The sequence below is a fragment of the Corynebacterium camporealensis genome (assembly GCF_000980815.1).
Taxonomy (GTDB): Bacteria; Actinomycetota; Actinomycetes; order Mycobacteriales; family Mycobacteriaceae; genus Corynebacterium; species Corynebacterium camporealense.
On record NZ_CP011311.1, the window covers coordinates 1232384 to 1257437 of the forward strand.

Consider the following 25054-nt stretch of genomic DNA (forward strand, 5'->3'; position numbering starts at 1 on the left):
ACAATGAGTGAGAACACCGGAACCCCGGAGCCACAGGTCGAGACCACTTCGGTCTTTCGTGCGGATCTCCTGAAGGAAATGGAAAACGGCGCTTCTGCTGGCGCTGACAGCTCCGTTTCTGGCGTCGACAACCTGCCAGAGGGCCAGGCTCTCCTGGTGGTCAAGCGTGGTCCGAATGCCGGTGCCCGCTTCCTGCTGGATCAGCCAACCACCACGGCTGGCCGCCACCCGGAGGCAGACATCTTCCTCGATGACGTGACCGTGTCCCGTCGTCATGCAGAGTTCCGTCAGAACGACGGCAAGTTCGAGGTCGTCGACGTGGGATCCCTGAACGGCACCTACGTCAACCGCGAGCCACGCAACTCTCAGGAGCTTGAGGTCGGCGACGAGATCCAGATCGGTAAGTTCCGTCTGGTCTTCATTGCTAACCAGCAGTAAGCGGAACTAGGATTTGAAGCAGACGGGCCGCGCTGCTGTGCGGCCCGTTTCTTTTGCACCTTCTATAGCCTTAACACCAGCGAGCAGAAACTTTTAGAGACACAGTGAACGCAGCACAATCTTCAGCGGCCTACCGCCCCAAGTCTTCCAAGAAGAAGGCCAAGACCATGTCCATTGGCGTGGTGTTGGATCAACTCCACAAGGAGTTTCCGGAAGTAACGGTGTCGAAGATTCGCTTCCTGGAATCTGAGGGCCTGGTCAGCCCACAGCGCACCGCCTCGGGCTACCGCCGCTTTACTCAGCAGGACGTCGATCGTCTCCGCTACATCCTGACCACGCAGCGCGACAACTACACTCCGCTGAAGGTCATCCGTGAGCAGCTCGAAGCTATGGATTCCGGTCAGGTCACCGCCATCGTGACTGCTTCTAAGGCAGAGCCCATGGTCTCGCCGGAGAAATTCCGCGCACCAACTCTGTCTCGTCTCACCGATGAGGAAGTAGCCAAGCAAGCTGAGTGCACCATCGACGACGTTGCGGAACTAACCCGCATCGGACTTATCTCTCCGGATTCTTCCGGATTCTTTAACACTGACGATGTCGCTGTGGTCTCCAACGCCGTGGCACTGCGCGCTTTCGGCTTTGAAACCCGTCACCTGAAGTCGCTGCGCAACTACGCACGCCGTCAGGCTGATTTGATTTCGCAGGTTGCTGACCCGGTTGCTAACTCCAAGTCCGATACCGCAACTCAGCAAGCAGCTGAGCTGTCCCAGCAGATGACCGCCCTGGTTGTCTCTTTACAGGGCACACTGCTCAAGACTGAGCTGCGCAACGAGTACGAGGCTTAAAGCACACACATCCCCGCCGACTATGGGAGGGTAGTACCCATGAGCGATGACGTTTCCCTAGAGTTTCACGGCATCCACGACATGCCGCCCGAAGGCGACCTGTGCGCACTGTTTCGCTGGGTCGAAGGCGATCGCATCCTGCCCATCTGGCTCTCCCCGGATGATGGCGCCTACACCCAAGCCAAACTGCAGGGCTACAACTCCAAGCGTCCTGCTGCCATCGATGTGCTCATCGACCTCATCGAAGAACTCGGCGGCGTTACCTCCATCCGCATCGTCCACCAATATGAAGGCGCCTTCATGGTGGACATCACCGTCGCCTCTGGCCAAGTACTCGACTCCCGCATGAGCGATGCTCTCATCGTGGCCGACTACTTCGACCAGCAAATTCAGATCGACCCGGACGTCCTGCAGTCCACCGCAGTCTTTCTCACCCCAGAAGACCTCGAGGAATACTTCCAACTGCAGTTCGAACCCGCCGAGACCCACGAAGACGACGATCAACCCCACGATGCCGCCAAGGACGAAGACTTCGCCGAAATGATGCGCTCACTCGGCATGTCCGAAGAAGAACTCCTCGGCGAAGACAACAGCAACTCTGACAACACCGTCAGCAACGACGACGAAGGCGAGCAGGGAAGCGGCACCGACAGCGACGGCGGCGACGGCAACAACCCTGCCGAGGATCGCTAAATCGATCGAAACGCAATATAAATCAAATAGCTAATTCCTCTAACCCCCGTTTCAGGCGAGACGGGGGTTTACTCGTGTGAAAAAAGAAAATAATGACACGCGTGTGATTACTGATAGTATTGTTCCTACAGAGTCTAAAGTTGTACTAGAGAGTTAAGTGACACTCCACTCTTGACGAGTCTTTGGCAGTGCACTTAAATAAGTCTTTAGAACAAAACCCACGGGAGTAATTACGTGACTATGAACAAGGGCACCACCCACGACGAGTACGTGCAGGAATCCCTCTTCGACGTCGGACCAGACGAGGAGGTCGGCTACCGCGTACCGATCGCATGCCAGGTCGCCGGCATCACCTACCGCCAGCTCGACTACTGGGCACGCACCAACCTGGTCAAGCCTTCCATCCGCAACGCACGCGGCTCTGGTTCCCAGCGCCTGTACTCCTTCAAGGACGTCCTGGTTCTCAAGATTGTCAAGCGCCTGCTGGACACCGGCATTTCTCTGCAGAACATCCGCCTGGCAGTCGAATCCCTACGTGACCGTGGTGTTAATGACTTGGCTGAGCTCACTCTCGTTTCTGATGGCACCACCGTCTACGAGTGCCGCTCCAACGAAGAGGTAATCGACCTTCTGGCCGGCGGCCAGGGCGTATTCGGCATTGCAGTTCCAGGCATCATGAAGGAACTTTCCGGCACCATCTCCAACTTCCCGGCAGAGCGTGTGGACAACACCGACGACGAAGCCACCGTCATCGGCCTGGACGAGCTGGCAGCTCGCCGTCAGCGCAAGACTTCCTAAGACCCCTCCTAGTAGAGAGAGCTACACCCCCTTATCCTGGCAACTCCCGGCAGGATAAGGGGGTGTAGTGTATCTGCAGCCGTGTGCTCGAGTATCCACTCGGACTGCAGCCACGCATGACTAAAGCCCTCGGAATAATCCGAGGTCTAGTGCTTGGCGAAGTCAGCTAGAAGGAAGGCTAGATGCCAGCAGCTTCGTTCAGTTCCTGGGCTACAGCGGCCTGGTCGCCGGGGTTGGAGACAGTGCCGAAGTAATCAGCGGAATCTTCAAGAACAGCGTCGGTGTCGCCGTCGCCCAAGTGGACGACTGCGAGTGAGACGTTGTCGTTGTTAAGCTCGCCTAGCTGTGCGCGGAAGGCGTTGTCGTCCATGTCCTGTGCGGTGCCGGTGGTCACCAGAACGACGTTGACCTTGTCGCCGGTGTCGTTGGCTTGGTCAATGGCGTTGCCCAGTGCTGCAGTCACAGCGCTGCGGGTCTGTGGAACACCACCAGTGCCAAAGCGGGGCAGTGCTTCAGTGACGTTGTTAGCCGGACCGAAGCTGACGTTCTGGCGGTAGCCAACAGTGGCGGTCTCCGACAGTGGGGAAGAGTAGTTCCACAGTGCCACCGCGCCATCCTGGCCACCCAGCTCATTAGCGGCATCGACCATAGCGCCGGTCACAGCATCGAAGTTCGGTGCTAAGGCATCGGAGGTATCCAGCAGGAACAGCGTGTTCGGTGCGAACTCCAGACCAGCAGGTGCAGCCGGGGTGGAAGGCTCAGAGGATTCTTCTTCCGACGTGGTTTCCTCCGCCGACTCTTCTTCAGCAGAAGACTCTTCAGTGGTCTCCTCAGCGGTCTGTTCCTCTGAGGTGACCTGTGTGTCTTCCTGCGCAGCAGTGGAGTCATCACCGTCGTCATTGTTTCCGAGCATCAGCCACAGCACCAATGCGATCACAGCGATGATCGCAACGATGACGGCGATTACCCACCCTGCGAGCGAATAGGTGTTCTTGCCGTTCGCGTGTCGCCCCATGGACAGTCCTTCCGCTTGAAAGTAGAACTTTTATCGCTTAATTGTAGCTGGGTCAGCCGCGTCGATGAGGCCAACAAGCCGCTGCCTTAGCGGATCGCCACGCTCGGACAGCTCACGCTGCCGACGCACATATTCCGCCTTACCTTCCGGGGTTTCAATGGCGACGACACCATAACCCCAGTCCCGGCAGTCATAAGGGGATGCTTCCATATCCAACGTGCGTGCATCGATAGCTAAGTCCAGGCAATCAAGGAAGACATCACCGGGGACCAGCGGGCCTAGCTTCCAGGCCCACTTATACAGATCCATCGTCGCGTGCACGCAGCCTGCTTGTTCGGTGTCAGGCTGATCCTCACGGGTTAGTACCCGCAGATTCAACGGACGCGCAGGTGGAGTAAAGAAACGAAAAGCATCGTAGTGGCTACACCGGATCTTGTGGGTCTCCACGACCTCGTTGGTGCCTTCCGCGCCTAAGCGCAGCGGCAAGTCGTGGCGTGGCTGGTCCGTCTTGTAGCACATGGCCCATTCATGCAGGCCAAAGCAATCAAACTGCGCAGGACGCTGCCGAGTATTCGCCAGCAGCTTCCGGATATAAAGGAAGGAATCCCCGCGACGTGGCCACAGCGTGTCCAGGTTGACTGTCACACCGTCGTTAGTCCGGGTGTAGTCGCGCCACTGCTCATGCGGTGGGTTACCTTCGAGGGCCACCCCGATACCCGGATGCCATTTGCGCAAGTGCGAGGGGCGAACCGGGTAGTAGGAGAACAGAAAGTCGTGGACTGGATGGTAGCTGCCGGGATGGCGGAATCGCTGCAGGCGGTCTTCCGCACGTGCTTCGTGAGCGGCCTGCTTTTCCTGCCAGATCTGCTCCGAATAAATCTCCGTCAACGCTATCGTCCTTGTCGCTTCCTTCGAGTCGAAGAGTTCTTCTTACCTTGGCCCTGTCGTGGATGATCTTGCCCGGCACCACGATAACGGGACTTCCTTTTCGGCTTACCCCAGGGGCTCTGTTTCGCATCCTTGGCGTTGTTACGGCCGCGCGAATTCGAGCTTCGATTGCCCTGCTTGCCCTTGCCCTGCGCGGCTTCGCCACGCTTGGTGCGCTGGCTTTGCTGTGCTGCGCCGGGCGGAGGCAGGGTAGTGCCCGCAGGTTTACGGGCACCGGTGAGCTGCGCCAGTTGTGGGGAACGCTCCGGGGTGTCCATGTCGCTTAAGTCGAGCTCGGCGGCGTCGACGCCAGCTTTGTTTAATAGCTTGGCTACTTCGTCGCGTTGCTCGTTCATGCATAGTGTGACTACCTTGCCTGTGGCACCACCGCGGGCAGTACGGCCAGCGCGGTGCAGGTAGGCCTTGTGCTCAGCTGGGGGATCGACGTGGACGACGAGGTCAACGTCGGCGATGTCGATGCCGCGTGCAGCGATATCGGTGGCCACGAGAACTGGGATGGAGCCGTCGCGGAAACCATCGATAGCTGCGGTGCGCGAGCCTTGTCCCTTATCGCCATGCAATGGGTAAGCGTTGATGCCGACACGGCGCAGCTTCTTAGCTTGGCGATCCACGCCGTGTTTGGTGCGCATGAACATGATCGTCTTGCCTTCGCGTGCGCCGATGCGCAGCACCACGGCGTTGCGCTGCTCGCGCTTCCCAACGAAGACCAGGTGGTGACTCATCGTGTCCACGGATGCTTCCGCCGGGGCGGTGGAGTGCGTGACTGGGTTATGGAGGAACTCCTTGACCAGCTTTTGCACCTCACCATCCAAGGTGGCAGAAAAGAGCAGTCGCTGACCATCCTGTGGGGTAGCGCGCAGGAGCTTGCGCACCTGTGGCAAAAAGCCCATGTCCGCCATCTGATCGGCTTCATCCAAAGTGGTAATGCGGACTTCATCCAGGGTTAAGTGACCTTGGTTGATGAGGTCTTGTGCACGACCCGGGGTGGCCACCAGGAGGTCGACGGGCCTAGCCAGCGAGCGGATGTGGCGGTTGATGTTCACGCCACCGACGACAGAAAGCACGCGCAAGCCCATGGCGTTGGCAGGTTCGTCGAGGCGCTCGTGAATCTGCGTGGCAAGTTCGCGGGTAGGTGCAAGCACTAGACCGCGGGGATGACCGGGGCGCGAGGCGCCGGCCTCGGCCAGCCGGGTAATCATCGGCAGGCCAAAGGTAAAAGTCTTGCCCGAACCAGTCGGGCCGCGCCCTAAGACATCCTTTCCCGCCACCGCATCTGGGATAGCTGCGGCTTGGATGGGGAAAGGTTCAGTGATGCCCTGTTGGGCGAGGACCTGCACGATGTCACGTGGCAGGCCCAGGGAAGAAAAGTCGGTCATACTAGCTTTCAGTCTGGCTGCGGTCGCCGGACCACTCGATGTGGAAGGTGCCCTCGCGGTCGGTGCGCTTGAAGGTGTGCGCGCCGAAGAAGTCACGCTGGCCCTGAATCAGAGCAGCCGGCAGGCGCTTGGCACGCAGGCTGTCGTAGTAGGACAGGGAAGAAGCAAAGACCGGAACCGGCAGACCCAGCTGGGTGGCCTTGACGACCACACGACGCCACGGGGCGATGAGGTCTTCCAGCTCAGACTTGAAGTACGGATCCAGAATCAGTGCTGGCAGATCCGGGTTGGTGTCGTAGGCCTCGCGGATACGATCCAGGAACTTCGCACGGATGATGCAGCCGCCACGCCAGATGGTGGCCAGGTCGCGTGGGTCGACTTCCCAGCCGTATTCCTTGGAACCGGCCTTGATTTCATCAAAGCCCTGAGAGTACGCAATCAGCTTGGATGCGTAGAGGGCACGGCGGACGTCCTCGATGAACTCGTCCTTGGAGATATCCGCGTCCGTGTCAACGCCAGCAGGCAGCTGACCTTCCTGAGCAGCAGCGCGCTGGTCAGTGGAGGAGGAGAGTGCACGGGCAAAGACGGCCTCGGCAATAGCGGTGATCGGCACGCCCAGATCCAGACCGTTAATCGCGGTCCAGCGGCCGGTGCCCTTCTGGCCGGCTTCGTCGACGATGACATCGACAAGTGGTGCGCCCGTATCCGGGTCGGTCTGAGCCAGGACCTCAGCGGTGATTTCAATGAGGTAGGAATCCAGGTCGCCGGAGTTCCACTCGCGGAAGACCTCCGCGATTTCCGCTGGCTCCATACCCGCGCCGTAGCGCAGCAGCTGGTAAGCCTCGCCGATGACCTGCATGTCGGCGTACTCGATGCCGTTGTGGACCATCTTCACGAAGTGGCCAGCACCATCCGGACCGATGTGGGTGACACACGGGGTGCCGTCAACGTTGGCCGCAATGGACTCCAGAATTGGGCCCAGGGTTTCCCAGGACTCAGCCGGGCCACCAGGCATGATGGATGGGCCATTCAGTGCGCCTTCTTCGCCACCGGAGATACCAGCACCGACGAAGTGACGGCCGCAGGCTGCGACCTCCTTTTCACGACGCATGGTGTCGGTGTAGAGCGCGTTGCCACCATCGATGATGATGTCGCCTTCATCCATGGCCTCAGCCAGCTGGTCAATCACAGCATCGGTAGCCTTGCCAGCCTGCACCATGATGATCGCCTTGCGGGGGCGCTCCAGGGAAGCAACGAAGTCTTCGACCGTCTCGGCGGGCAGGAAGTTTCCTTCCTCACCGTGATCGGCAATAAGAGCCTGGGTCTTTTCCGGGCTACGGTTGTACACAGCAACAGTGTTGCCATTGCGAGCAAAGTTACGGGCCAGGTTCGAGCCCATCACGGCTAGTCCAACTACGCCAATCTGCGCGAGATCTGTCTTTTCAGTCATGGCAACCATCTTAGAACACGCACTATGGTTGTCTCCTATGAAACATTTGCAGGTTTTAGAAGAGATGCTCGCCCGCGCCCGGAAAGCCCCTCTGAGTGAAGAAGATCTCGCCGAATTAGAAAAGCACAACATGGGTTTGGGCAAGACCCTCGGCATGCGTTTTACCTACCTGGGGCCGAAGGAAGCCCGCTTGGTCGCGCCGGTTACTCCGGACACGCACCAGCCTTGGGGCGTGGCTAACGGTGGATTTTATGCATCCTTGGCCGAGTCCGTTGCTTCGATTGCCAGCGTGGTCGCCGGCGGTAAGCCTGCAGTGGGCGTGAATAACTCCACGGACTTCATCAAGTCCACCAGCGAAGGCGAAGTAGAGGCCGTGGCCACCCCGATTCAGCTGGGTCGTCGTACCCACCTGTGGAACATCGACATCACCCAGGGTGAGACCCTTTTGGCACGCAGTACGCTGCGCACCATGCTTCTCGATGCCTAAAGCCAGTCGTTCTTGCGGAACCAGATAAACAGACCCGTCACCACGCCGACCATGATGAGAATCGCCATCGGGTAGCCAAGCGTCCAGTGCAGCTCCGGCATGCGGTCAAAGTTCATGCCGTAGATACCTGCTACCAGGGTGGGTGCTGCCCACATGCCAACGACTGCAGAAATGGTGCGCATGTCAGAGTTTTGCTGCATGGTCACCTTGGCCACGGAGGCATCGATAAGCGAGGTTAGGCGCTCATCGAAGTTGGCCACCTGGTCTTTAACGACCAGCTCGTGGTCGTGGACGTCACGCAGGTAAGAACGAATCTGTTTGGAGATGAGATCCTTGTGGTCGGAAATCATGTGCTTGAGCGCGACCGACAACGGGTTAATCGCGTGCTTCATCTCCAAGATCTCACGCTTGAAGGTGTAAATACGGTCGATGTTGAACTTCTGTCGTGGGGTGAAGACTTCTTCTTCAATTTCATCGACCTCATCGGAAATAAGCTGGGCAATTTCCGAGTAACGGTCGACCATCATATCCAGAATCTTCCAGGCCATCGCCACTGGACCCAGCTCGACTAGGTCCTGCTCACCATCGACCACGTAGGCCAGGTTCGGCAGCTTCGCACCGTGGCGGACGGTAATGAGGAAGTCTGCGCCCATAATCATCTGCACCTCACCAGTGGAGATGATCTGGCGCTTATCTAGCACCTCATCGTGGTCACGGTAATTGACCGAGCGAGCCACCATGAACAACTGGTCGTCGTAACGCTCCAGCTTAGGGCGCTGGTGTGCTTGGACTGCGTCTTCGACGATCAGTTCGTGAATATTAAACTCCGAGGCCACCTTCGTCATCTGGGATTCCAAAGGCTCATGCAAACCCACCCACACAAAGCCGCGGCCGTATTCTTTCACCGCGTCTTGTGCCGAATGCGGGGTGTATTCGCCCGGCAGGGCTTCACCGTCGACGAAGACGCGGCAGTGCTCAATTGCGCGTTCAGCAGGCACCGCAAGCCGCGACGGGGTCGAGTTTTCGCCCTTTTTGCGCGGCCTAAATGGAGAGGGTACGACAGCCATGCGAGTGTGCCTCCTTCGGAGTTTTCGGTAGCGGGTAAAGCCTACACTGCGCAAGAGCTTATAATTGAGCGCATGCCCACCTGGAAAGAAGTTACGAGCGCAAACCCGGAGCATTCGCACAACTTTGCACGAAAGTGGAAGGTCTTAGAAGCCCAGGGTAAAGACATCCACGGCGAAGCACGGCTTGTCGATGCCATGGTGGAACGCAATTCCCGCATCCTTGACGCCGGCTGCGGTACCGGCCGCTTAGGCGGCGAACTCCTTCGCCGGGGCCACGAGGTCGTCGGCGTCGATGTGGATCCGATTCTTATCCAGCACGCCGAAGCCGATCACCCAGAAGGCACCTGGGAAGTAGGCGATCTATCCGAAGACACCATTCCGGGCGAGAACTTCGACCTCGCCGTTGCTGCCGGTAACGTCATGGGCTTTCTCGCCGTCGAAGGTCGCACCGCCGCGCTGCGCAACATCTTCGACAGCCTGCACCCCGGCGGCCGCTTTGTTACCGGCTTCGGCGAAGGCCGCGGCTGGGAATTCGACGACTTCATGCAGATGGCCAAGGAGGTCGGCTTTCGCGTCGACTTTAAGTTCTCCTCCTGGGACCTGAAGGTCTTCCACCCGAACTCGACCTTCCTCGTCGCCGTCTTATCGAAGCCCGGCTCCTCGCTCTTGGATTAGCGTCAGCGGGCTTACGCCCGCTAACAAAGGCTTCAGCCTTTAGTCTTTCGTCCCCGCGCCGTCGCTTTACCGACGACGCGCGTTAACGACGATGCGCTTGGTCGAAGAATTCGACCTCGTAGAACGCAGCTTGGGCGTAGGCCTGCTCAGCACGACGGCGGGTTTCTGGGCTAGCGTCGGCCAGTGCGCGCTCTGCGATGTCTAGTACACGACGGGTGTCATCCAGGAAGTCCTGGCCGCCGTACATGTCCAGCCATTCCTCGAAGGGGTGGCCCGGGTGGTTTTGCTCAAACAGGTGCAGGCCGACTTCGGCGTAGAGCCAGTAGCAGGGGAGAACCGCACCAATGCCGACGACATAGTCATCAGTGTGCGTGGTAGCACTCAGGAAGTCCGTATATGCGCGGGTAACACGCGAGGGCAAAATCGCTGCAGTGTCAGACTCAACGTGTGAACCACGAGAGTCATCGTTAAGCTCAGTGCGGTGCAGGTCAGCTTCGACGCTGATGCACTCCGCAGCACCCTGTGCCCAGTGCAGCTGATCCTTTTGGTTACGGGCCATGCCAGCCAGACGTGCCAGGGACTTGGAGTACAGGTCCAAGTAGAAGGAATCCTGCTGCAGGTAGAAACGGAAGTCCTCGCGATTAAGCGTTCCTTGACCCAACTGCTGGATGAAGCTTAAGTCCTGGATGTCAGCGAAGTACTGTGCACCAACGTCCCACATGCGCTGGGTGTGCGGACCAGGAGCTTCTAGCTTCGGTGCAGGTAGTTCGCTGGTCTCTGCCTCCGCGGAGATATTCCTCGACGCGGCGACGCCGTCGTTGTTCTCATCGGTAACGACAGCGACGGGGAAGAGCTCCGCACCGCCTTGCAGACGACGGCTGCGGTGGAAGTGGTCGACTGGGCCGTTGCCCTTGCCGACGTGAAGTGCATCGGCATTCGCGATGGCTTCGTGCAGCCAATTAGTCGACCAGGTCAGTGCACGCTCCAGGTCATCGCCAGCGCCCAGACGGGTGGCAAGGGCTGAGGACAACGAACATCCTGTGCCGTGGGTGTTGTTGGTGTCGACGCGGGGGCTGGGAACGCGGAAAGGTTCTTGGTTCGGGCGCACGACCGCGTTATCGGCGATGTCGCTGCGCAAGTGACCGCCTTTTACGATGATGGCGGTGTTGTGCTTGTCGGCCCAGGCCTGGGCTTGTTCGATAGCCACGTCGAAGTCGTCGGCTTCATCGTTTTGGGTGAGAACGGCAAGCTCTTTCAGGTTGGGTGTAATGACCGTGGCGTGTTGGCAAAGCTCACGCACAGCATCTTCGGCTTCAGCGTCGAGCAGGCGATCATTGGACGAGGCCACCATGACGGGATCGAGGACGACTGGGACGTCGCCGAAGCGGGGGAGGTATTCGCGTACAACGTCGGCGATGGCGGTGTTGGAGAGCATGCCGATTTTCACTGCGTCGACGTCAACATCGTCGAGGACGGCATCGAGCTGCTCGCGCAGGAACTCCACGGGTGGCAGATGGATGCTGCGCACGCCTTGAGTGTTTTGGGCAACCAGAGCGGTGACCACGCTCATGCCGAAACCATCGGCAGCGGCAATGGCTTTCAGGTCTGCTTGGATACCGGCGCCACCGGTGGGGTCAGTACCGGCAATCGAGAGAACACGTGCGGGTTGCTGGGTCTTAGCCACGGTAGGCCTCCTTGAGTTCGCGTGCGGCAGCAGCAGGGTCGTCGGCTGCCATGATGTCGCTGACCACGCAGATTCCTGCGAAGTCAGTCTGGGTGAAATCAGCTGCGTTGTGGCCTTTAATGCCACCGATAGCTACTGGAGTAGTGCCGACCTCGCGTGCATGAGTGGCTAGCTTGGCAGCAGCCTCCACGCCCATTCCTTCGGGGGCGTCGGCTTTGGTGGCAGTCGAAAAGACAGGTCCAATACCGACCACGTCAGCACTCGCAGCGGCCTTGATTTCTTCTGGTGTAGATGCGGATACGCCGAGCAGCTGGTCAGGTCCGAGGAGCTCGCGGGCCTTTTCCATGGCCATATCGGATTGGCCCACATGGGCATGGCAGCCAAGGCGTGCGGCGACCTCGACGCGGTCGTTGATAAACAGCGGGATATCGCCGAGCTGGTCGAGAAGTTCGCGTCCCATGGCTTCGATCTCTTCGTCGCTGGCGGTCTTGTCGCGCAGCTGCACGACGGTCACGCCACCCTCGACGGCTTTGAGCACTGTGGGAACGACGTTGTCGCGACCACCAGCTAAGTCTGGGTCGGTAATGAGATAAAGCGAGTAGTCAATCACTTGATGGTCACCTCGTTTGCGATAGCAGCACCGTCTAGTTCATAGAGCGCATCCAACCAGGCCACGGCGAAAGAGCCAGGGGCGCTAGCGCTGCGGACGGCGACGCTGCCCGCAGCAGAGGCGTGTGCGTGTGCGGTAGCTACTGCGACGAATGGGTCGTCGTAGGCACCCAGGTAGGCCGCGCACAGAGCACCAAGCGCACAACCGGTGCCGGTGACTTTCTGCAGCAGGGGATGCCCGCCTTCAATGAGCACGTGTTGGTTGGCATCCACGATGAGGTCCTTCGGGCCCGATACACCGACAACAGCGCCAGTTTTCTTGGCTAGTTCTTGAGCGGCAGCCAGTGCATCGTTGACGTTGGCAGTGGATTCGGTACCGCGGCCGCCGGCGCCACCATTGAGCGCGATGATTTCCGAGGCATTACCGCGAATGGCTGCCGGGTGCTGTTGGACGACCTCGCGGGCAAAGTCGCTGCGGAGTTTCGGTCCACCCATGGCCACCGGGTCGAGCACCCATGGCGTGTGGCCCTGTGCACCGGCGATGGCAGCACGCATACCGCCGTATTGCTCAGTGGAGGGGGTTCCGATGTTGATCAGCACACCATGGGCGATCTGGGCGAACTCTTCTGATTCTTCTGGAGTATCCAACATCGCTGGGCTAGCGCCCGCGGCCAATAGTGCATTGGCGGTGAAGTTGGTGACGACCTTGTTGGTCAAGCATTGTACGAGCGGTTCTACCTTCTGAAGGCAGGCATGCGCATCAGCAAAATCCACAACAATTCCTTCGCTAGTTCTAACTGAGAGCAGGTTCAATGGGTATTTCTCAGCCCCGCTGGCGGGGCACCCCATGTTGTATAAGTCCCGAGGCTAGCAATCATTCGTCGACTATCGCAGCAACTTTTTACTCGCGTACCCCCGAAGGTGTGAAAACAGCAAGAAGACCACCTGCATGTTGCAGATGGTCTTCGTTCAGACGGCGCTTAGGGGATTACTCGCCCTGCTTCTTGCCGATGATGTTGCGTGCGTGGCGCTGCTGCTGGGTGATTTCCAGGTTGCCGCGGTTGCGGGAAACCAGGTTGGTCAGCCAGTTGACGGTCACAGCCAGGCGGGAGCGCAGGCCGGTGACGTAGGTGAAGTGCAGTGCCATCCACATGACCCATGCCGGGAAGCCGGTGATTTCGGTCTTGCCCAGCTTCACGACGGCCTTGAAGCGGGAGATGATCGCCATGGAGCCCTTGTCGAAGTAGTCGAATGCCTCGTTCTCGTCGGCAGTCGACTCCTCGTCGACCTTGGCCTCAATCAGCTTGGCAGCGTGGCCACCGGTCTGAATTGCGACCTGTGCCAGACCCGGCAAGCGGTCCAGACCCATCATGTCGCCGATGACGTAGACGTTGTCGTAGTTGCCAACGGTCAGGTCCTTGTTGACCGGAACGCGACCAGCGCGGTCAGCCTCGACACCAGCCTGCTCAGCAATGGACTTGCCCAGCGGGGAAGCAGCCACACCAGCGGACCAGATCTTGGTTGCGCCCTCGATGGTGACGTTTTCTTCGGTCTTCATGTTCTTGTAGGTCACGGCGTCCTCGGTGACGTCGGTAACCATAGCGTTCAGGCGAACGATAACGCCCTGCTTTTCCAGAGCACGCTTTGCCTTGCGGCCCAGACGCTTGCCGAACGGCGGCAGAACCTGCGGAGCACCGTCCAGCAGGTAAATCTTGGCAGCCATCGGGGAGTAGTGGTTGTAGAGATCCGCCAGGGTGCGGTGAGCCATCTCCACGATCTGGCCGGTCAGCTCCACACCGGTCGGGCCAGCACCAACGATGATGAAGGTCAGCAGGCGCTCGCGCTCCTCCGGGTCATCGGTAAGCTCTGCTTCTTCGAAGGCAGAAACGATGCGGGAGCGTAGCTCGAGTGCGTCATCCAGGGTCTTCATGCCCGGTGCGAACTCAGCGAAGTGATCGTTGCCGAAGTAGGACTGGCCGGAACCAGCAGCGACAATGATGGAGTCATAAGCGAAGGTACGGGAGTACTCGCCCAGCTCCGCGGTCACGGTCTGTGCCTTGATATCAACGTCGGTGACTTCGCCGTTGACGAAGTTGACGTTGTCCTGATGGCGCAGCAGCTGACGGGTAGACGGTGCGATCTCACCGGAGGAGATCATGCCGGTTGCTACCTGGTACAGCATCGGCTGGAACAGGTGGTGGTTCTTCTTATCGATCAGGGTGACATCAACGTCAGCGCCCTTGAGCTGCTTAACAGCATTCAGGCCGCCGAATCCGGCGCCGATAATGACCACATGGTGGCGATCATCGCTCGGACGGTACGGGGTGTTAGTCATGTTGAGGGATACCTTCCTAAGAAAGTCAATTCAGAGTACTGATTCAGTCTAGTCGCTAGAAACCGTACACGCATACGTTATACCCAGTTACTTTTGGGTTCTCCGGCCAGTCGGCATCTTCCACGCCACCACGCGAATTAGAGTGGTATGAAGATCTGTCATCGGAAGGAGACATCGAAGAATATGGCGCGCGATCCTTATCCGCATCTGCGATCTGTAGATGCCGAGGCCTGGCCCGGGGTCGCCCGTGTTCCCGAAGGCACGCTGCTCAAAGCCATGGCCCGTCGTGCCGAGGCCAACTTCGCCCGTGCCTGCCACCGCGCCGGCATTGAACTCGACTGCGAGGATCCGGATCTGCGCATCCAATACGATGCGTTGTTCCTACGCATTGCTGATTCTGGCTGGTTGGGACTGGCGGAATCCTATATGGCAGGAGAGTGGTCCACCCCGGATTCTTCCCGCTTGGTCCAGGTGTTGCAGAAGCTTATCGATGTCGGCTACGCCCCGCGTGCCAAGCGGCTTAAGCCGAGTGCTTCCTTGCCGGGTGAGCTTCCTGTCGATCTGGTGCGCCTGTATTCCGGCGATGGGTTAAGCCACAGCGGCGGTATTTTTGCCTCCGGTGTGCCGACGACTGTTCGCGAATCTGTCGAAAGCTATTCCACCGGCCGCGGTGAGCCAAAGACCCACTTCGTCGACTACACCTCAGTCAGTGAACCAGGTGAGGTCACCCGCGATGACTTAGCCGATGCGCAGCGCCGTGCTGCCGGCTGGCTTCTCGATGCCGCCGGCGTCAACCACGGCACACATCTGTTGGTCTACCCAGCTAACGGTTTGCAGGCCGCCATCCAAGCCACCCAGCGGCGTGCGACTGTCGATATCCTCACCAGCGATTCCGAGCAATACTCCGACCTGGAAGAAACCTTGGTGCTGGAAGGCGCGGAGGATTCCACGCACGTCGCACTCGTCGACGATCCTGTTCCCGGACCTTCTCAGTGGCGCGGTCGATACGATGCGATCATCAGCATCGACAAGCTGGAAACAACCTCCGGTTCGGAGCGCCGCGCCTTCGTAGGCCTGCTCGATCGTTTGCTCAGCAACGGTGGGCGAGCGGTATTCCAAAGCTTGGTGGCCACCGAGAACCTAAGCTCCGCTGCCCGCGATGCCACCGATGTCCTGCGCGCCTACGTCTGGCCGGGTCTGGACTATCCGACGACGAAGGATGTGCACTCGGTCATCGATAAGCACTCCAGCCTGCGAGTCATCGCCGAGACCCACTTCGGTGCCCACTACGCAGCATCAATTAAGCAGCAGCGTTCCTTCTTCGACGGGCACCTGCGTGAAGCAGCCGCAGCCGGTTTCGACCAAGTCTTCCGCCGACTGTGGACCTTCCAATTCGCACTGCGCGAAGCACTGCTCAACGCGGAGATGGTGGATGCCGTGACCTTTACCGCCACCCACCGCAACCGCGGCGGTCGCCGTTAAGGCGACCTTAAGGAGCAATGCCTCCTTAAGGCGTCAGCACCGGTCGGGATGCGCGCTCCAGCAGCACCGCAATGGAGTCATACGCACGCCCGGTAATCATCTCCAGGCCCATCTCACAGGTGCGGTTGTCAGAGACGAATGCATCGTAGTTGCCGGCTTCGATGCCTGCGCGCTCTTCACGCGTTGCCGATTCCAGCAGCTCCGGGTGCAACATCGCGCGGTCACCAGCGGTACCACAGCAGGCAGCACCGTCTGGCACGGACGCATCACCGCAGTAGTTGGCCAGCTCCACGAGCTTGGCACTTAAGCCCATGTGCTCAGTCGAGCAGGTTGGGTGCACGGCAATCCGGCCAAGGCTTTCGACGATCGGCAGGTGCTCGATGACCTCACGGTCAATCCAATCCACGATGTCGAGGATTTCAATCGACTTCAGCTTCGCCTGGTCCTCAGCAGAAAGCACCTCTTCGATGCCATCGAGCAGGCCGTGGGTACAGCTAGCTGCGTCAATAATGACTGGCAAAGTACCTTCTTCCGACCAACGCCACAGGTCAGCACAGATTTTCTCTGCCTGATACTTGTAGCCTTCCTGATAACCCTTCGACGACCACGGAGTACCACAGCAGGTACCAGCGACGTCCTCAGGAATCCACACCGGGCAACCAGCACGACGACCCAACTCGACTACGGCATGCGGCAGGTCGACCGTGTCATCAGCTGCACCATGCGGGCGACCAAAGATGCGGTTGATACACGCAGGGAAGTAGACCGCTGCTGCGCCCTCCCGAGTGGTTTCTGGCAGGGCAGTGGCAGCCTGCGGCAGTGGGCCTGGAATCGTCGGTAACAAATCAGGACTAAAGACGTTACGAGCCAGGTTGGCACCGAGCTGCGCTGGCTTGTGGCCGACCTTGTTGGCGGAGATAACACCAGCACGCGCCAGCTTTTCGACGACCTTCCACTTCTCAGCAGTCTGCAGCGCGACCTTACCGGCTTGCGGGGTGACCTGCTGGGCACGCAGCTGCTTCATGACTTTGCCGGTATCAATACTGATTGGGCAGGGGATAGAGCAGGTGCCATCAGCGGCACACATGTCGATGCCGTCGTACTGGAATTCCTTGTTCAGCTGCTTGAGCACAGCAGAACCTTCCGGTTGACGTGCCATCTCACGGCGTACCGCGATGCGTTCACGCGGGGTCAAAGTGATGTGGCGGGAAGGGCACACAGCTTCACAGAAACCACACTCAACACACTGGTTGATGGTGTCTTCGACCTTCGGGAAGGTCTTGAAGTTGCGCATGTGCACCTGCTTATCGCGGGTGAGCTTCACATTCGGTGCCAGGATGCCATCCGGATCCAGCATGTCCTTGACTTCCCAGAACAGCTCGAAGACGTGGCTGCCCCATTCGTGTTCGACGAAAGGTGCCATGTTCACACCCGTGCCGTGCTCGGCCTTGAGCGAGCCGGCATACTTATCGATGACCAGCACGCTTAGCTCATCAAGGAAGTCAGAGTAGTTCTGCTTTTCTTCCTCATCATCCAGCTTCGGGGTGAGGAAGAAGTGCAGGTTACCGAAAGCAGCGTGTCCCATCACGGATTCTGGGTAGCCGTACTTGGCCTGCAGGTCCATCAGATCTGCGGCGGCAGGACCGACTTCAGCAGGAGGGAAGCAGACATCTTCGGTGATGTAGCTAGCACCTTCTGGGCGGTCCGCACCCAGCAGGCCGTACAGGCCATTGCGCAGCTGCCACGCACCGCGCATGCCTTCTGGGGAGGTCTCAAACTCGAGTGGGCGAACCAGCTCGGCATCCTTGAGGACATCCTTGAGGCGAGCAATGGCATCGTCAAGCTCTGCTTCATCGCGACCGCCGACCTCAACCAGCAGGGCACAGGTATCGTCATCGATATCGCGCCAGGACTGCGGGGCGTGGTCGTAATGGTCTGCCGAACGACGCATCACTGGTGCCACCAGCAACTCGCAGGCTTCTGCGCCCGCTTCCATAATCGGGTGCACGAAGTTCGCCGCATCGCGCAGATTGTGCAGCTCCACCCAGGTCGTTGCCTTCACCTTGGGCAGGGGAACAGCGGCAATCTCCGACTCGACAATCGCACCAAAAATGCCTTCCGAGCCAATGAGCAGGCGCTTGAGGATCTGTACTGGCTCATCTTCATCCAAGAAAGCATCCAAGCGCAGACCATTGGTATTGCGGATGGAGAACTTCTTACGCAGGAACTCCACCGTTTCCGTATCTGCACGCAGACGGTCACGGAACTCAATCAAGCGTGCGTGAAGTTCTGGTTCTTGCTTCTGGAATGCCGCATCACCGTGCTTAGTATCGACCACGGTGCCCGAAGGCAGGACGAAAACCAGTTCCTTAATGCAGTGGTAGCTGTCGCGCTCGAGCGCACAACGCATACCGCCGGAGTTATCCGCTAGGACACCGCCGATGGTGCACACCGAGGTCGATCCTGGATCCGGGCCCAGCATGTAGTTGTAACGGCCCAATACTGCCTGCGCATCACCCAAAATCGTGCCTGGACGCGACCATAGGGTAGCGCCCTCATCGCGGATTTCCATACCACCGAAATGGGTTTGGACATCGACCAAAATATCGTCCGAGGTCGCCTGACCACACAGGGACGTACCCGCGGCACGGAAGGTCATGTGCCGACCATTTTCTCGGCAGTAGCGCATAATCTTCGCCAGATCACTAGCGCTTCGTGGGGAGACCACAATCTGCGGCACGGAGCGGTAGGCACCTGCATCAGCGGCCCAGCGCACCAGGTCGGTAAGGCGACCATGCACATTGTCCGCACCGACAATGGTTTCCATATCCTGGATGAGCTCAGCAGGAGAGCCATTCGCACGGCTTTCTGGCACAGCATCCGATTGGGCAACAGCACCTTCTGGACGCTGGATTCTCTGTGGGTTAGGAGTCAAAAGCTTACGCATGATTTTAAATGTAGGATAGAATCTATTGCGCGACAGTCTTTTTCCTTTAATGTCTATTTTCACCCGCCCTGTTTAGGGGGAGAAGTACCCCTCAACTGCACAAATAGTGCTCCAAGCAGGTAACGTCAGGGCAATGGAGCACAGTGAACCAGTTGAGGAATTTGAGCCAACCGGCGAAGTTGTCAGGGGAGATAACGGCCCGGAAATCATCATTGTTCGTTCCTTCCCGCAGTCTGCTGAGTTGGTCTGGGATTACCTCACCGGCCGCGACGACTTTGAGCGGTGGTACGGACGGTGGAAGCGCATCAATGAAACCACGTATCACTTGGAAACCTGGGATGGTAAAGACAGCGCGGATGCGGTCGCCGTGGAAGCAGAGAAGCCAAAATATCTGCACTTAAACGTCAAGACCGAATCCGGCCGTGAATCTGAGCTGAAAGTCTTTTTCGAACCGGAAGCAGATGGCGGCTGCGATATGGAGTTCCATCATCAGTTCCACAACGATGAAGAAGCCATCGCCGAACTCGGCCCACGGTGGGAGTTCCTCTTAGACCGCCTCATGCTCGTGCTGGCAGGCGACGACGTCAACAGCGTCGTACTCGATAACTACCTGCCACACCAAAAAGAGCATTACCAACTCTAGACAACAGGGCAGCCACACCCACACATACTCAGCACCAGGGTGGTGCAGCCCCAGATCTAAAATGACATAATGTACATTATCGGACAATAACGTTAAATATCCTGGACAACGGCATGCTCCATAATTACCGCTCCGTACTCATTCCGCTTTTCCACTTTTAGAGCTTTGAAGCTGAATGCTGTTGACACATGCTCCAGCCACACATCCACCGACCGCGAGGCGCAGCAACTTCCATCGGCGACTTCATCGCAGACTGCACCGCGCGCACTCCGCACACTCAATACTGAGCGCCACGCGCTTGCACGCGCTTTACGATGCAGCCCTCGACTTCAGTTACGCACAACTTCTACACGCCAGGCAGAGTCCATCACAACGGCTGAGTCACTTCGGTCACTTCAGTTAATTGACGGCAGATAGCTCGTTTTCCGGTTCGTGGCCAACATGGGCGTTTTAGGGCTCTACTCCAGGCTTCTCTACCTATATGAGTACACCCCGTTTAACGTCACTGTTACGTTAAACGGGGTCTTTCCTAGTGCTTGATTACTGCTTTAGCCTTCGCGGCCTAAGGCCCGATTACGGTACGCGGTAAACATCTGCCAGATGGTCAGGCCGATGAACAACAGCGTCATAACGGTCAGGATGCCCATGGACTGCCAGACGGCGAAGATGGTAAATCCGATGAGGACGACCAATCGAAACCACAGGATCGGAATGACGTGGCTAGAAAGCATTAGTTCTTCTCCAGGAACAGGCGGATGTCTACGTAGCCGTGTTCATCGATTTCAGCGGCGATGAGTTCTGGAGACTCCACGCCGTAGTCGAGACGGTTGATCGGGACGTTGCCGCCGATAACGACATTCTCACCAGTGCGCAGAACATCGAATTCCTGGACGATCTCGTTGGTCTCACCCTTGATGGTCAAATCACCGGTGAGCTCCACGGTGCCCATGGTGCCATCGTCAGGCACTGCGGAAAGATCAGCTGGCTCAGTGAGCTTGAAGGTAGCTTCTGGGAACTTATCGGTCTCAAAAAGCTTGGCCTTCATGTTCTGGTCACGAACCTGCTTGTCGGTGCTCAGCTCGGTCATGTTGACGGTTACTTCAGCGTCCGTGAGGGTCTCAGCATCCACGGTGACCATACCGGTGACCTCATTGGTTGAACCAGAGGTTGTGGTGCGCTCAGCAGGAAGAATTTCATCGAAGGTAAAGCCGGCCGAGGTGTGATTGTCCGGCGGGCCATGCACAATGTTCCAGTTGCCGTTGACATCGGTGCTTGCGGCATCGGTGCCATCTGCATTGACTGGTTCGGTCTTCACACCGGAACCTGCGAACATTGAGTACACCATCGGGCCAAATGCAAACGCAGTGGCGGCCACGATTAAGATGACGAAGATGCTCACCACAAGCTTGCGGTTGTAAAACAGGCTCTTCACTATCTGTCGTCCTTTACCTTATTTCTTCCAACCTGCGCGCGAGCTGGATAAGCTCAGCGCACAAATTATCTATCTCGCTTGATTCTGCCCCTTCAGACACTGCTGTGGCAACATCCTCAGCTGAACAGCGCAATTCAAACAGACCATCGCGCAGGCTAGCAGCCTTGGAGGGGCTGAGAATCACTGCATCGCTCGGGATTTGTGTACCAACAACGTTGTTGCGCTGCTCATATGCCCGCTGTTTGCAGGAGGGGCTACAGAACTTTCGGGGCCTTCCCCGCCCGCCTGGTGGTAGCTCCTTACCGCACCATTGACACGTGGCCGTTTTCCTCTGACGGCTAGTCGAAAGATTCACGCACCTCACCTTAGTAGGAATAGGCCGAGCCAGGGAACAAACGCGCGGTTGTGTTCGTTATACTTATAGTTCTGCAAAGGCAGAAGTTTACCTGCCTTAGTTTAGTTTCTCGAGTCAAAGGATGATATTGCATGGCAGATCGCGTACTTCGGGGTAGCCGCATGGGCGCCGTCAGCTACGAGACTGACCGCGACCACGACCTCGCTCCTCGTCAGATGGTCAAGTACCGCACCGATGACGGCGAGATCTATGAGGTTCCGTTCGCTGACGACGCTGAAATTCCTGAGGAGTGGATGTGCAAGAACGGCAAGCTCGGTCACCTCGTCGAGGGCGAGGGCGTAGAGTCCAAGCCGGTCAAGCCGCCGCGTACCCACTGGGACATGCTGTGCGAGCGCCGTTCCATGGAGGAGCTGGATGAGCTTCTCGAGGAGCGTATTAAGAGCCTGCGTGCCCGCCGCAATGCTGCTGCTCGCCTGCTCAAGGAGCAAAAGGAAGAAAAGGAAAAGAAGTAAATCCCCTTCTTCCCTACTTTTTATAAACGAACGCCGCCGTGCGAATCACCCTGATTTTCAGGGCTTCGCCGGCGGCGTTTGTCATGGGCGTTGAACTTGTCAACGCCCGGTAGTAAGACCTTCCCCGTAGGAAGGCTGTAAAGCCTTCCTACTACTTCTTCTTGGAGTCCTTAAGCACCTTGATCTGCTTGGTGACCAGGTTCTTTACGTCTTCGAATACCTGGCCGGCTTCCTTAGCACCCTTGTTGATCTTTTCGTCTAGACCCAGGGTGCGTGCCTGGCGGGTGACCAGGGCGCTGACGTCTTCAGCGAAGTCGCTGGCCTGCTTAGCACGGTGGGCAACGCCCCACTTGGTGACCTCAAACAGAGAGTCCTTAACGAAGGAGCCGTCCAGCTTGGATTCGCCGTAGGTGCGCTCAGTGAAGGTAATCGGAACCTCGCGGACGTCGTAGCCGTCCTTGACAGCACGGAAGGCCAGGTCCACCTGGAAGATGTATCCGGCATCGGAAAGCTCATCGAAGTCGATGGATTCCAGCAGTTCGCGGCGGAATGCGCGGTAGCCTGCGGTCATGTCGGACAGGCCAGCACCCAGTGCCAGGGAGATGTAGACATTGCCCAGGCGAGACAGGTACTCACGCGAGGCCGGCCAGTTGACGGTCTCGCCACCTGGTACGTAGCGGGAACCAATGACCAGGTCAGCGCCGTCTTCGATTTCTTCGAGCAGCAGGTGCAGCTGCTCTGGGGCATGCGAGCCGTCGGCGTCCATCTCGCACAGGACTTCGTAGTCGCGCTCCAGGCCCCACTTAAAACCAGCGATGTAGGCGCCGAGCAGTCCACCCTTGCCCTCACGGTGCAGGACATGCAGGTGCTCATCCTTAGCGGCCAGCTCGTCGGCGGCGTCACCCGTACCGTCTGGCGAGTTGTCGTCGACGATCAGGATGTCGACCTCAGGAGTAGCTTCCCGCACGCGACCGGTAATCAGCGGCAGGTTCTCGATTTCGTTGTAGGTCGGGATGATGACCAGGGTGGAAGAATCAATAGCGGTCACAGTCGGACAAGCTCCTTTAGGTGGTGCCTTGGGTGGATCGTGTAGTGCTTCGCGATGTGCGCACAGCAATAAGCACGGAAACTAATCCAATAATAACCATCACCCATTGCACGAGGGAACCAAACCTCACTGCGAAGGTCGTGTTGTCGCGCAAAGGCAGGTCTTCGACCAGAATTCCGGGCTCGAAAATCTCGGTTGTCTGGCTAACTGAGCCATCAGGATGCACAATCGCCGACACACCTGAGGTGGCCGGAACGACGACGGCACGGTCAGTTTCCATGGCGCGCAGGCGGCTCATCGCCAGCTGCTGATAGGTCATATCGGAAAAACCGAAGGTCGCGTTGTTGGTTGGTGTGGCAAGAATCTGCGCACCGTTCTTGATGGAGTCGCGGAACGCCGCATCGAAAGAGACTTCGTAACAGGTCGCCACACCGACGGCTACCCCACCCATATCGACGACGCCTGGACCGTTACCTGGTTTGAAGTCACCAGCACGGTCAACGTATTCGGAGAAGATGGAGAAGAACTCACGCATCGGCATCGTTTCACCGAAAGGCTGCAAGTACTTCTTGTGGTGGTGCTCGCCTACCTCACCACCGGGATAAAACACCTGCATAGTGTTACGCGAGCCCATCGCATCGCGGGTCAGCGTGCCCACCATCAGCGGTGCATCGACAGCATCGACTGCTTCCTGAATCAGGTGGCCCGCTAGTGGATCTTCAAAGGGATTCACATCGGAAGAATTTTCCGGCCAGAACACCAGGTCAAGATCCGGGTACTTGTCGGCAGCTTCCTTAGTGACATTGACGTGGTTTTCCAGTACTGCCCGACGCTGTGCGGCAAAGTCTAAGCCCAGACGAGGCACGTTGCCTTGAATGGCTGCCACCCGCACTGTGTCGGTGGTGTGCTTGTCATTGTTGATGCCAGTACTTGCCACCAGGCCCAACACCAACGGCAGCACAATCATGCCCACAGCTGTGCCCCGCAGACGCCACGTCGGCGAAGCAAGGCCTACGAGACCACAGCCCATCGCGACGGTGGCCACAGTAATCAGCGCAGGACCACCCCAGGGTGCCAGGTTTGCCAGTGGTCCATCAATCTGTCCCCACGCCAGGCGTACCCAAGAAAAGCCGCCAAACGGAGCAGAAGATCGCAGCAACTCGACTGCGAGGTAAAAGAACGGGAAGAGAATAAACCCATAGCGCAATCGCGCAATCAGTACGCCACCGATACCGGTCAAGATGGCATAGAGCGACAAGCTAAACGCGAGCGCAATATACGGAAACGCACCGACGAGCTCACCAATCCACGGCAACATGAGCAGGTAGAGCACCAACCCATGGACAAAGCCATAGGCGGCCCCTTCCCTTTTCCTGAGCGCAGCGCTTCCACGCGTGGAAGCACCGAAGGGACTTAAGACCGCAAAGAGCAAGCCCACGCCAACGATGCCCGCCGGCCAGAAGCCGATGGGCTGGACAGCCAAAAAAGTAATGCCGCCGGAGATGGCGGCAAGAATCAAGCGAAGAAAGAACACGACCCTACTTCTTGTCCCCGCCATTGTCGGAATCGCCTGGGTTGTCGGTCTTGCCCGTGTTGTCTGCGTTGTCTGTGCTATCGGTGGTGCGTCCGCTGTCATTGAAATCCTCAGGGCGCAGGTTCTTCGACCACTCGTCTAACTCGGATTCAAACTCTGCTTCATCGATGACTTCCGGGGAATCCTGCTGGTAGGTACCGGACTGTCCGGAAGCGGGGTGCTGCTGCCCCATGGCCGGGCCGAAGTTGCCGTAGCTTTCGGTGTGCTGGCCCATCGGTGACTGCTCGTACATACGGGTGCCGAACTGCTCGACCTTGCGGAACAGCGATGCGGTGAGCAGCACGCGGAATACCGCACGAGTTGGCGGGAAAATCAGCAGTGCGCCCAGCACCGTGGTCACGAGACCAGGAACCGACAGCATGACGCCACCGGCCAAGGTGAGGCCGATGTTGCCCGCAGCCTTACCGGCACCGGCAGTTTCCATGTAGTACACGCCGTCTTTGCCCTGGGTAACGCGGCTATTCATGATGCGGCGTACCTCGAAGCTAGCAATGGCCATACCGAAGAGCATGGCGCCAAACAGCAATGCCAGAGTCCATCCCAGGCCAATCCATTGGGCCAGGGCGAAAAAGGCAAGTGTTTCTAGGAAGACGTAGGCGAAAAACAGCAGTAGTGGCATAA

General features: G+C 58.3%; 22 protein-coding genes, 1 pseudogene and 1 riboswitch. Of the genes and pseudogenes, 9 read left to right on the plus strand and 14 right to left on the minus strand.

What is annotated here, in order from left to right:
• The first annotated feature begins 3 nt into the window (after positions 1–3).
• From odhI to UL81_RS05755, 4 genes are all read left to right on the plus strand, one after another.
• A complete protein-coding gene (gene odhI, locus UL81_RS05740) occupies positions 4–438 on the plus strand; it encodes an oxoglutarate dehydrogenase inhibitor Odhl (RefSeq protein ID WP_035104595.1) in 435 nt (144 codons plus the stop codon).
• A gap of 167 nt (positions 439–605) precedes the next feature.
• On the plus strand, positions 606–1283 hold the full coding sequence (gene ftsR, locus UL81_RS05745; protein WP_081961423.1) for a transcriptional regulator FtsR: 678 nt from the start codon (positions 606–608) through the stop codon (positions 1281–1283).
• A gap of 39 nt (positions 1284–1322) precedes the next feature.
• Positions 1323–1976: a bifunctional nuclease domain-containing protein gene (locus tag UL81_RS05750; RefSeq protein ID WP_046453376.1), complete on the plus strand. Its 654-nt coding sequence runs from the start codon at positions 1323–1325 to the stop codon at positions 1974–1976.
• 240 nt (positions 1977–2216) lie between these two features.
• Positions 2217–2774 (plus strand): MerR family transcriptional regulator, encoded by a 558-nt coding sequence (locus UL81_RS05755; RefSeq protein ID WP_035104601.1) that lies wholly within the window; start codon positions 2217–2219, stop codon positions 2772–2774.
• A gap of 178 nt (positions 2775–2952) precedes the next feature.
• Here the strand turns inward: UL81_RS05755 and UL81_RS05760 are convergent, their stop codons facing one another.
• Genes UL81_RS05760 through gndA form a run of 4 tightly spaced genes read right to left on the minus strand, consistent with a single transcriptional unit; the run spans position 2953 to position 7563 of the window.
• Positions 2953–3789, minus strand: coding sequence for a hypothetical protein (locus UL81_RS05760; RefSeq protein WP_046453377.1), 837 nt, complete (start codon positions 3787–3789; stop codon positions 2953–2955).
• A 30-nt stretch (positions 3790–3819) separates the two neighbouring features.
• Positions 3820–4677, minus strand: a complete 858-nt coding sequence (locus UL81_RS05765) for a hypothetical protein (protein WP_046453378.1) — start codon at positions 4675–4677, stop codon at positions 3820–3822.
• A gap of 2 nt (positions 4678–4679) precedes the next feature.
• Entirely contained in the window at positions 4680–6113 is a 1434-nt protein-coding gene (locus UL81_RS05770; RefSeq protein WP_081961378.1) for a DEAD/DEAH box helicase, read from the minus strand.
• Position 6114: 1 nt separating this feature from the next.
• Positions 6115–7563, minus strand: coding sequence for an NADP-dependent phosphogluconate dehydrogenase (gndA, locus tag UL81_RS05775; protein WP_035105448.1), 1449 nt, complete (start codon positions 7561–7563; stop codon positions 6115–6117).
• Between the two features lie 37 nt (positions 7564–7600).
• Here gndA and UL81_RS05780 point away from each other — a divergent pair, with 37 nt between their 5' ends.
• Entirely contained in the window at positions 7601–8050 is a 450-nt protein-coding gene (locus UL81_RS05780) for a PaaI family thioesterase (protein ID WP_035104603.1), read from the plus strand.
• Here UL81_RS05780 and corA read toward each other — a convergent pair.
• On the minus strand, positions 8047–9117 hold the full coding sequence (corA, locus tag UL81_RS05785) for a magnesium/cobalt transporter CorA (RefSeq protein ID WP_046453379.1): 1071 nt from the start codon (positions 9115–9117) through the stop codon (positions 8047–8049). The genes UL81_RS05780 and corA overlap by 4 nt on opposite strands.
• Positions 9118–9189: 72 nt before the next feature.
• On the opposite strand from corA, the gene UL81_RS05790 reads away from it, so the two are divergent.
• On the plus strand, positions 9190–9792 hold the full coding sequence (locus UL81_RS05790) for a class I SAM-dependent DNA methyltransferase (RefSeq protein WP_035104605.1): 603 nt from the start codon (positions 9190–9192) through the stop codon (positions 9790–9792).
• A gap of 82 nt (positions 9793–9874) precedes the next feature.
• On the opposite strand, the pseudogene UL81_RS05795 reads toward UL81_RS05790, so the two are convergent.
• The 3 genes and pseudogenes from UL81_RS05795 to UL81_RS05810 all read right to left on the minus strand — a co-directional run bounded on the left by UL81_RS05795 (position 9875) and on the right by UL81_RS05810 (position 14420).
• A pseudogene (locus tag UL81_RS05795) lies at positions 9875–12086 on the minus strand (bifunctional hydroxymethylpyrimidine kinase/phosphomethylpyrimidine kinase).
• Positions 12083–12865, minus strand: a complete 783-nt coding sequence (thiM, locus tag UL81_RS05805) for a hydroxyethylthiazole kinase (RefSeq protein WP_035105449.1) — start codon at positions 12863–12865, stop codon at positions 12083–12085. Before thiM ends, UL81_RS05795 begins: the two are co-directional and overlap by 4 nt.
• A riboswitch (TPP riboswitch) is annotated at positions 12847–12943 on the minus strand. It overlaps the preceding gene by 19 nt.
• Positions 12944–13073: 130 nt before the next feature.
• The gene (locus tag UL81_RS05810) at positions 13074–14420 is read right to left on the minus strand and encodes an NAD(P)/FAD-dependent oxidoreductase (RefSeq protein ID WP_035104612.1); all 1347 of its coding nucleotides are present in this window, start codon (positions 14418–14420) and stop codon (positions 13074–13076) included.
• A gap of 183 nt (positions 14421–14603) precedes the next feature.
• Between UL81_RS05810 and UL81_RS05815 the strand changes: the two genes are divergently transcribed.
• Positions 14604–15902, plus strand: coding sequence for an SAM-dependent methyltransferase (locus UL81_RS05815; RefSeq protein WP_035104614.1), 1299 nt, complete (start codon positions 14604–14606; stop codon positions 15900–15902).
• Between the two features lie 25 nt (positions 15903–15927).
• Here UL81_RS05815 and UL81_RS05820 read toward each other — a convergent pair whose 3' ends face one another.
• On the minus strand, positions 15928–18849 hold the full coding sequence (locus tag UL81_RS05820) for an FAD-binding and (Fe-S)-binding domain-containing protein (RefSeq protein WP_035104616.1): 2922 nt from the start codon (positions 18847–18849) through the stop codon (positions 15928–15930).
• 133 nt (positions 18850–18982) lie between these two features.
• Here UL81_RS05820 and UL81_RS05825 point away from each other — a divergent pair, with 133 nt between their 5' ends.
• On the plus strand, positions 18983–19492 hold the full coding sequence (locus UL81_RS05825; protein WP_035104618.1) for an SRPBCC domain-containing protein: 510 nt from the start codon (positions 18983–18985) through the stop codon (positions 19490–19492).
• Positions 19493–20040: 548 nt separating this feature from the next.
• Here UL81_RS05825 and UL81_RS05830 read toward each other — a convergent pair.
• Together UL81_RS05830 and UL81_RS05835 are read right to left on the minus strand one after the other, a co-directional pair.
• The gene (locus UL81_RS05830; protein WP_035104619.1) at positions 20041–20223 is read right to left on the minus strand and encodes a hypothetical protein; all 183 of its coding nucleotides are present in this window, start codon (positions 20221–20223) and stop codon (positions 20041–20043) included.
• A complete protein-coding gene (locus UL81_RS05835) occupies positions 20223–20924 on the minus strand; it encodes a YceI family protein (protein WP_035104621.1) in 702 nt (233 codons plus the stop codon). The genes UL81_RS05830 and UL81_RS05835 overlap by 1 nt, the downstream gene beginning before the upstream one ends.
• Before the next feature lie 486 nt (positions 20925–21410).
• On the opposite strand from UL81_RS05835, the gene UL81_RS05845 reads away from it, so the two are divergent.
• Complete coding sequence (locus UL81_RS05845) at positions 21411–21791, plus strand: RNA polymerase-binding protein RbpA (RefSeq protein WP_035104623.1); 381 nt, start codon at positions 21411–21413, stop codon at positions 21789–21791.
• A 151-nt stretch (positions 21792–21942) separates the two neighbouring features.
• Here UL81_RS05845 and UL81_RS05850 read toward each other — a convergent pair whose 3' ends face one another.
• The 3 genes from UL81_RS05850 to UL81_RS05860 are packed head-to-tail and all read right to left on the minus strand — an operon-like array spanning position 21943 to position 25052.
• Positions 21943–22839 (minus strand): polyprenol monophosphomannose synthase, encoded by an 897-nt coding sequence (locus tag UL81_RS05850; protein ID WP_035104624.1) that lies wholly within the window; start codon positions 22837–22839, stop codon positions 21943–21945.
• 16 nt (positions 22840–22855) lie between these two features.
• Complete coding sequence (gene lnt, locus UL81_RS05855) at positions 22856–24397, minus strand: apolipoprotein N-acyltransferase (protein ID WP_035104626.1); 1542 nt, start codon at positions 24395–24397, stop codon at positions 22856–22858.
• On the minus strand, positions 24378–25052 hold the full coding sequence (locus UL81_RS05860; RefSeq protein ID WP_046453674.1) for an FxsA family protein: 675 nt from the start codon (positions 25050–25052) through the stop codon (positions 24378–24380). Before UL81_RS05860 ends, lnt begins: the two co-directional genes overlap by 20 nt.
• Between the last annotated feature and the right edge of the window lie 2 nt (positions 25053–25054).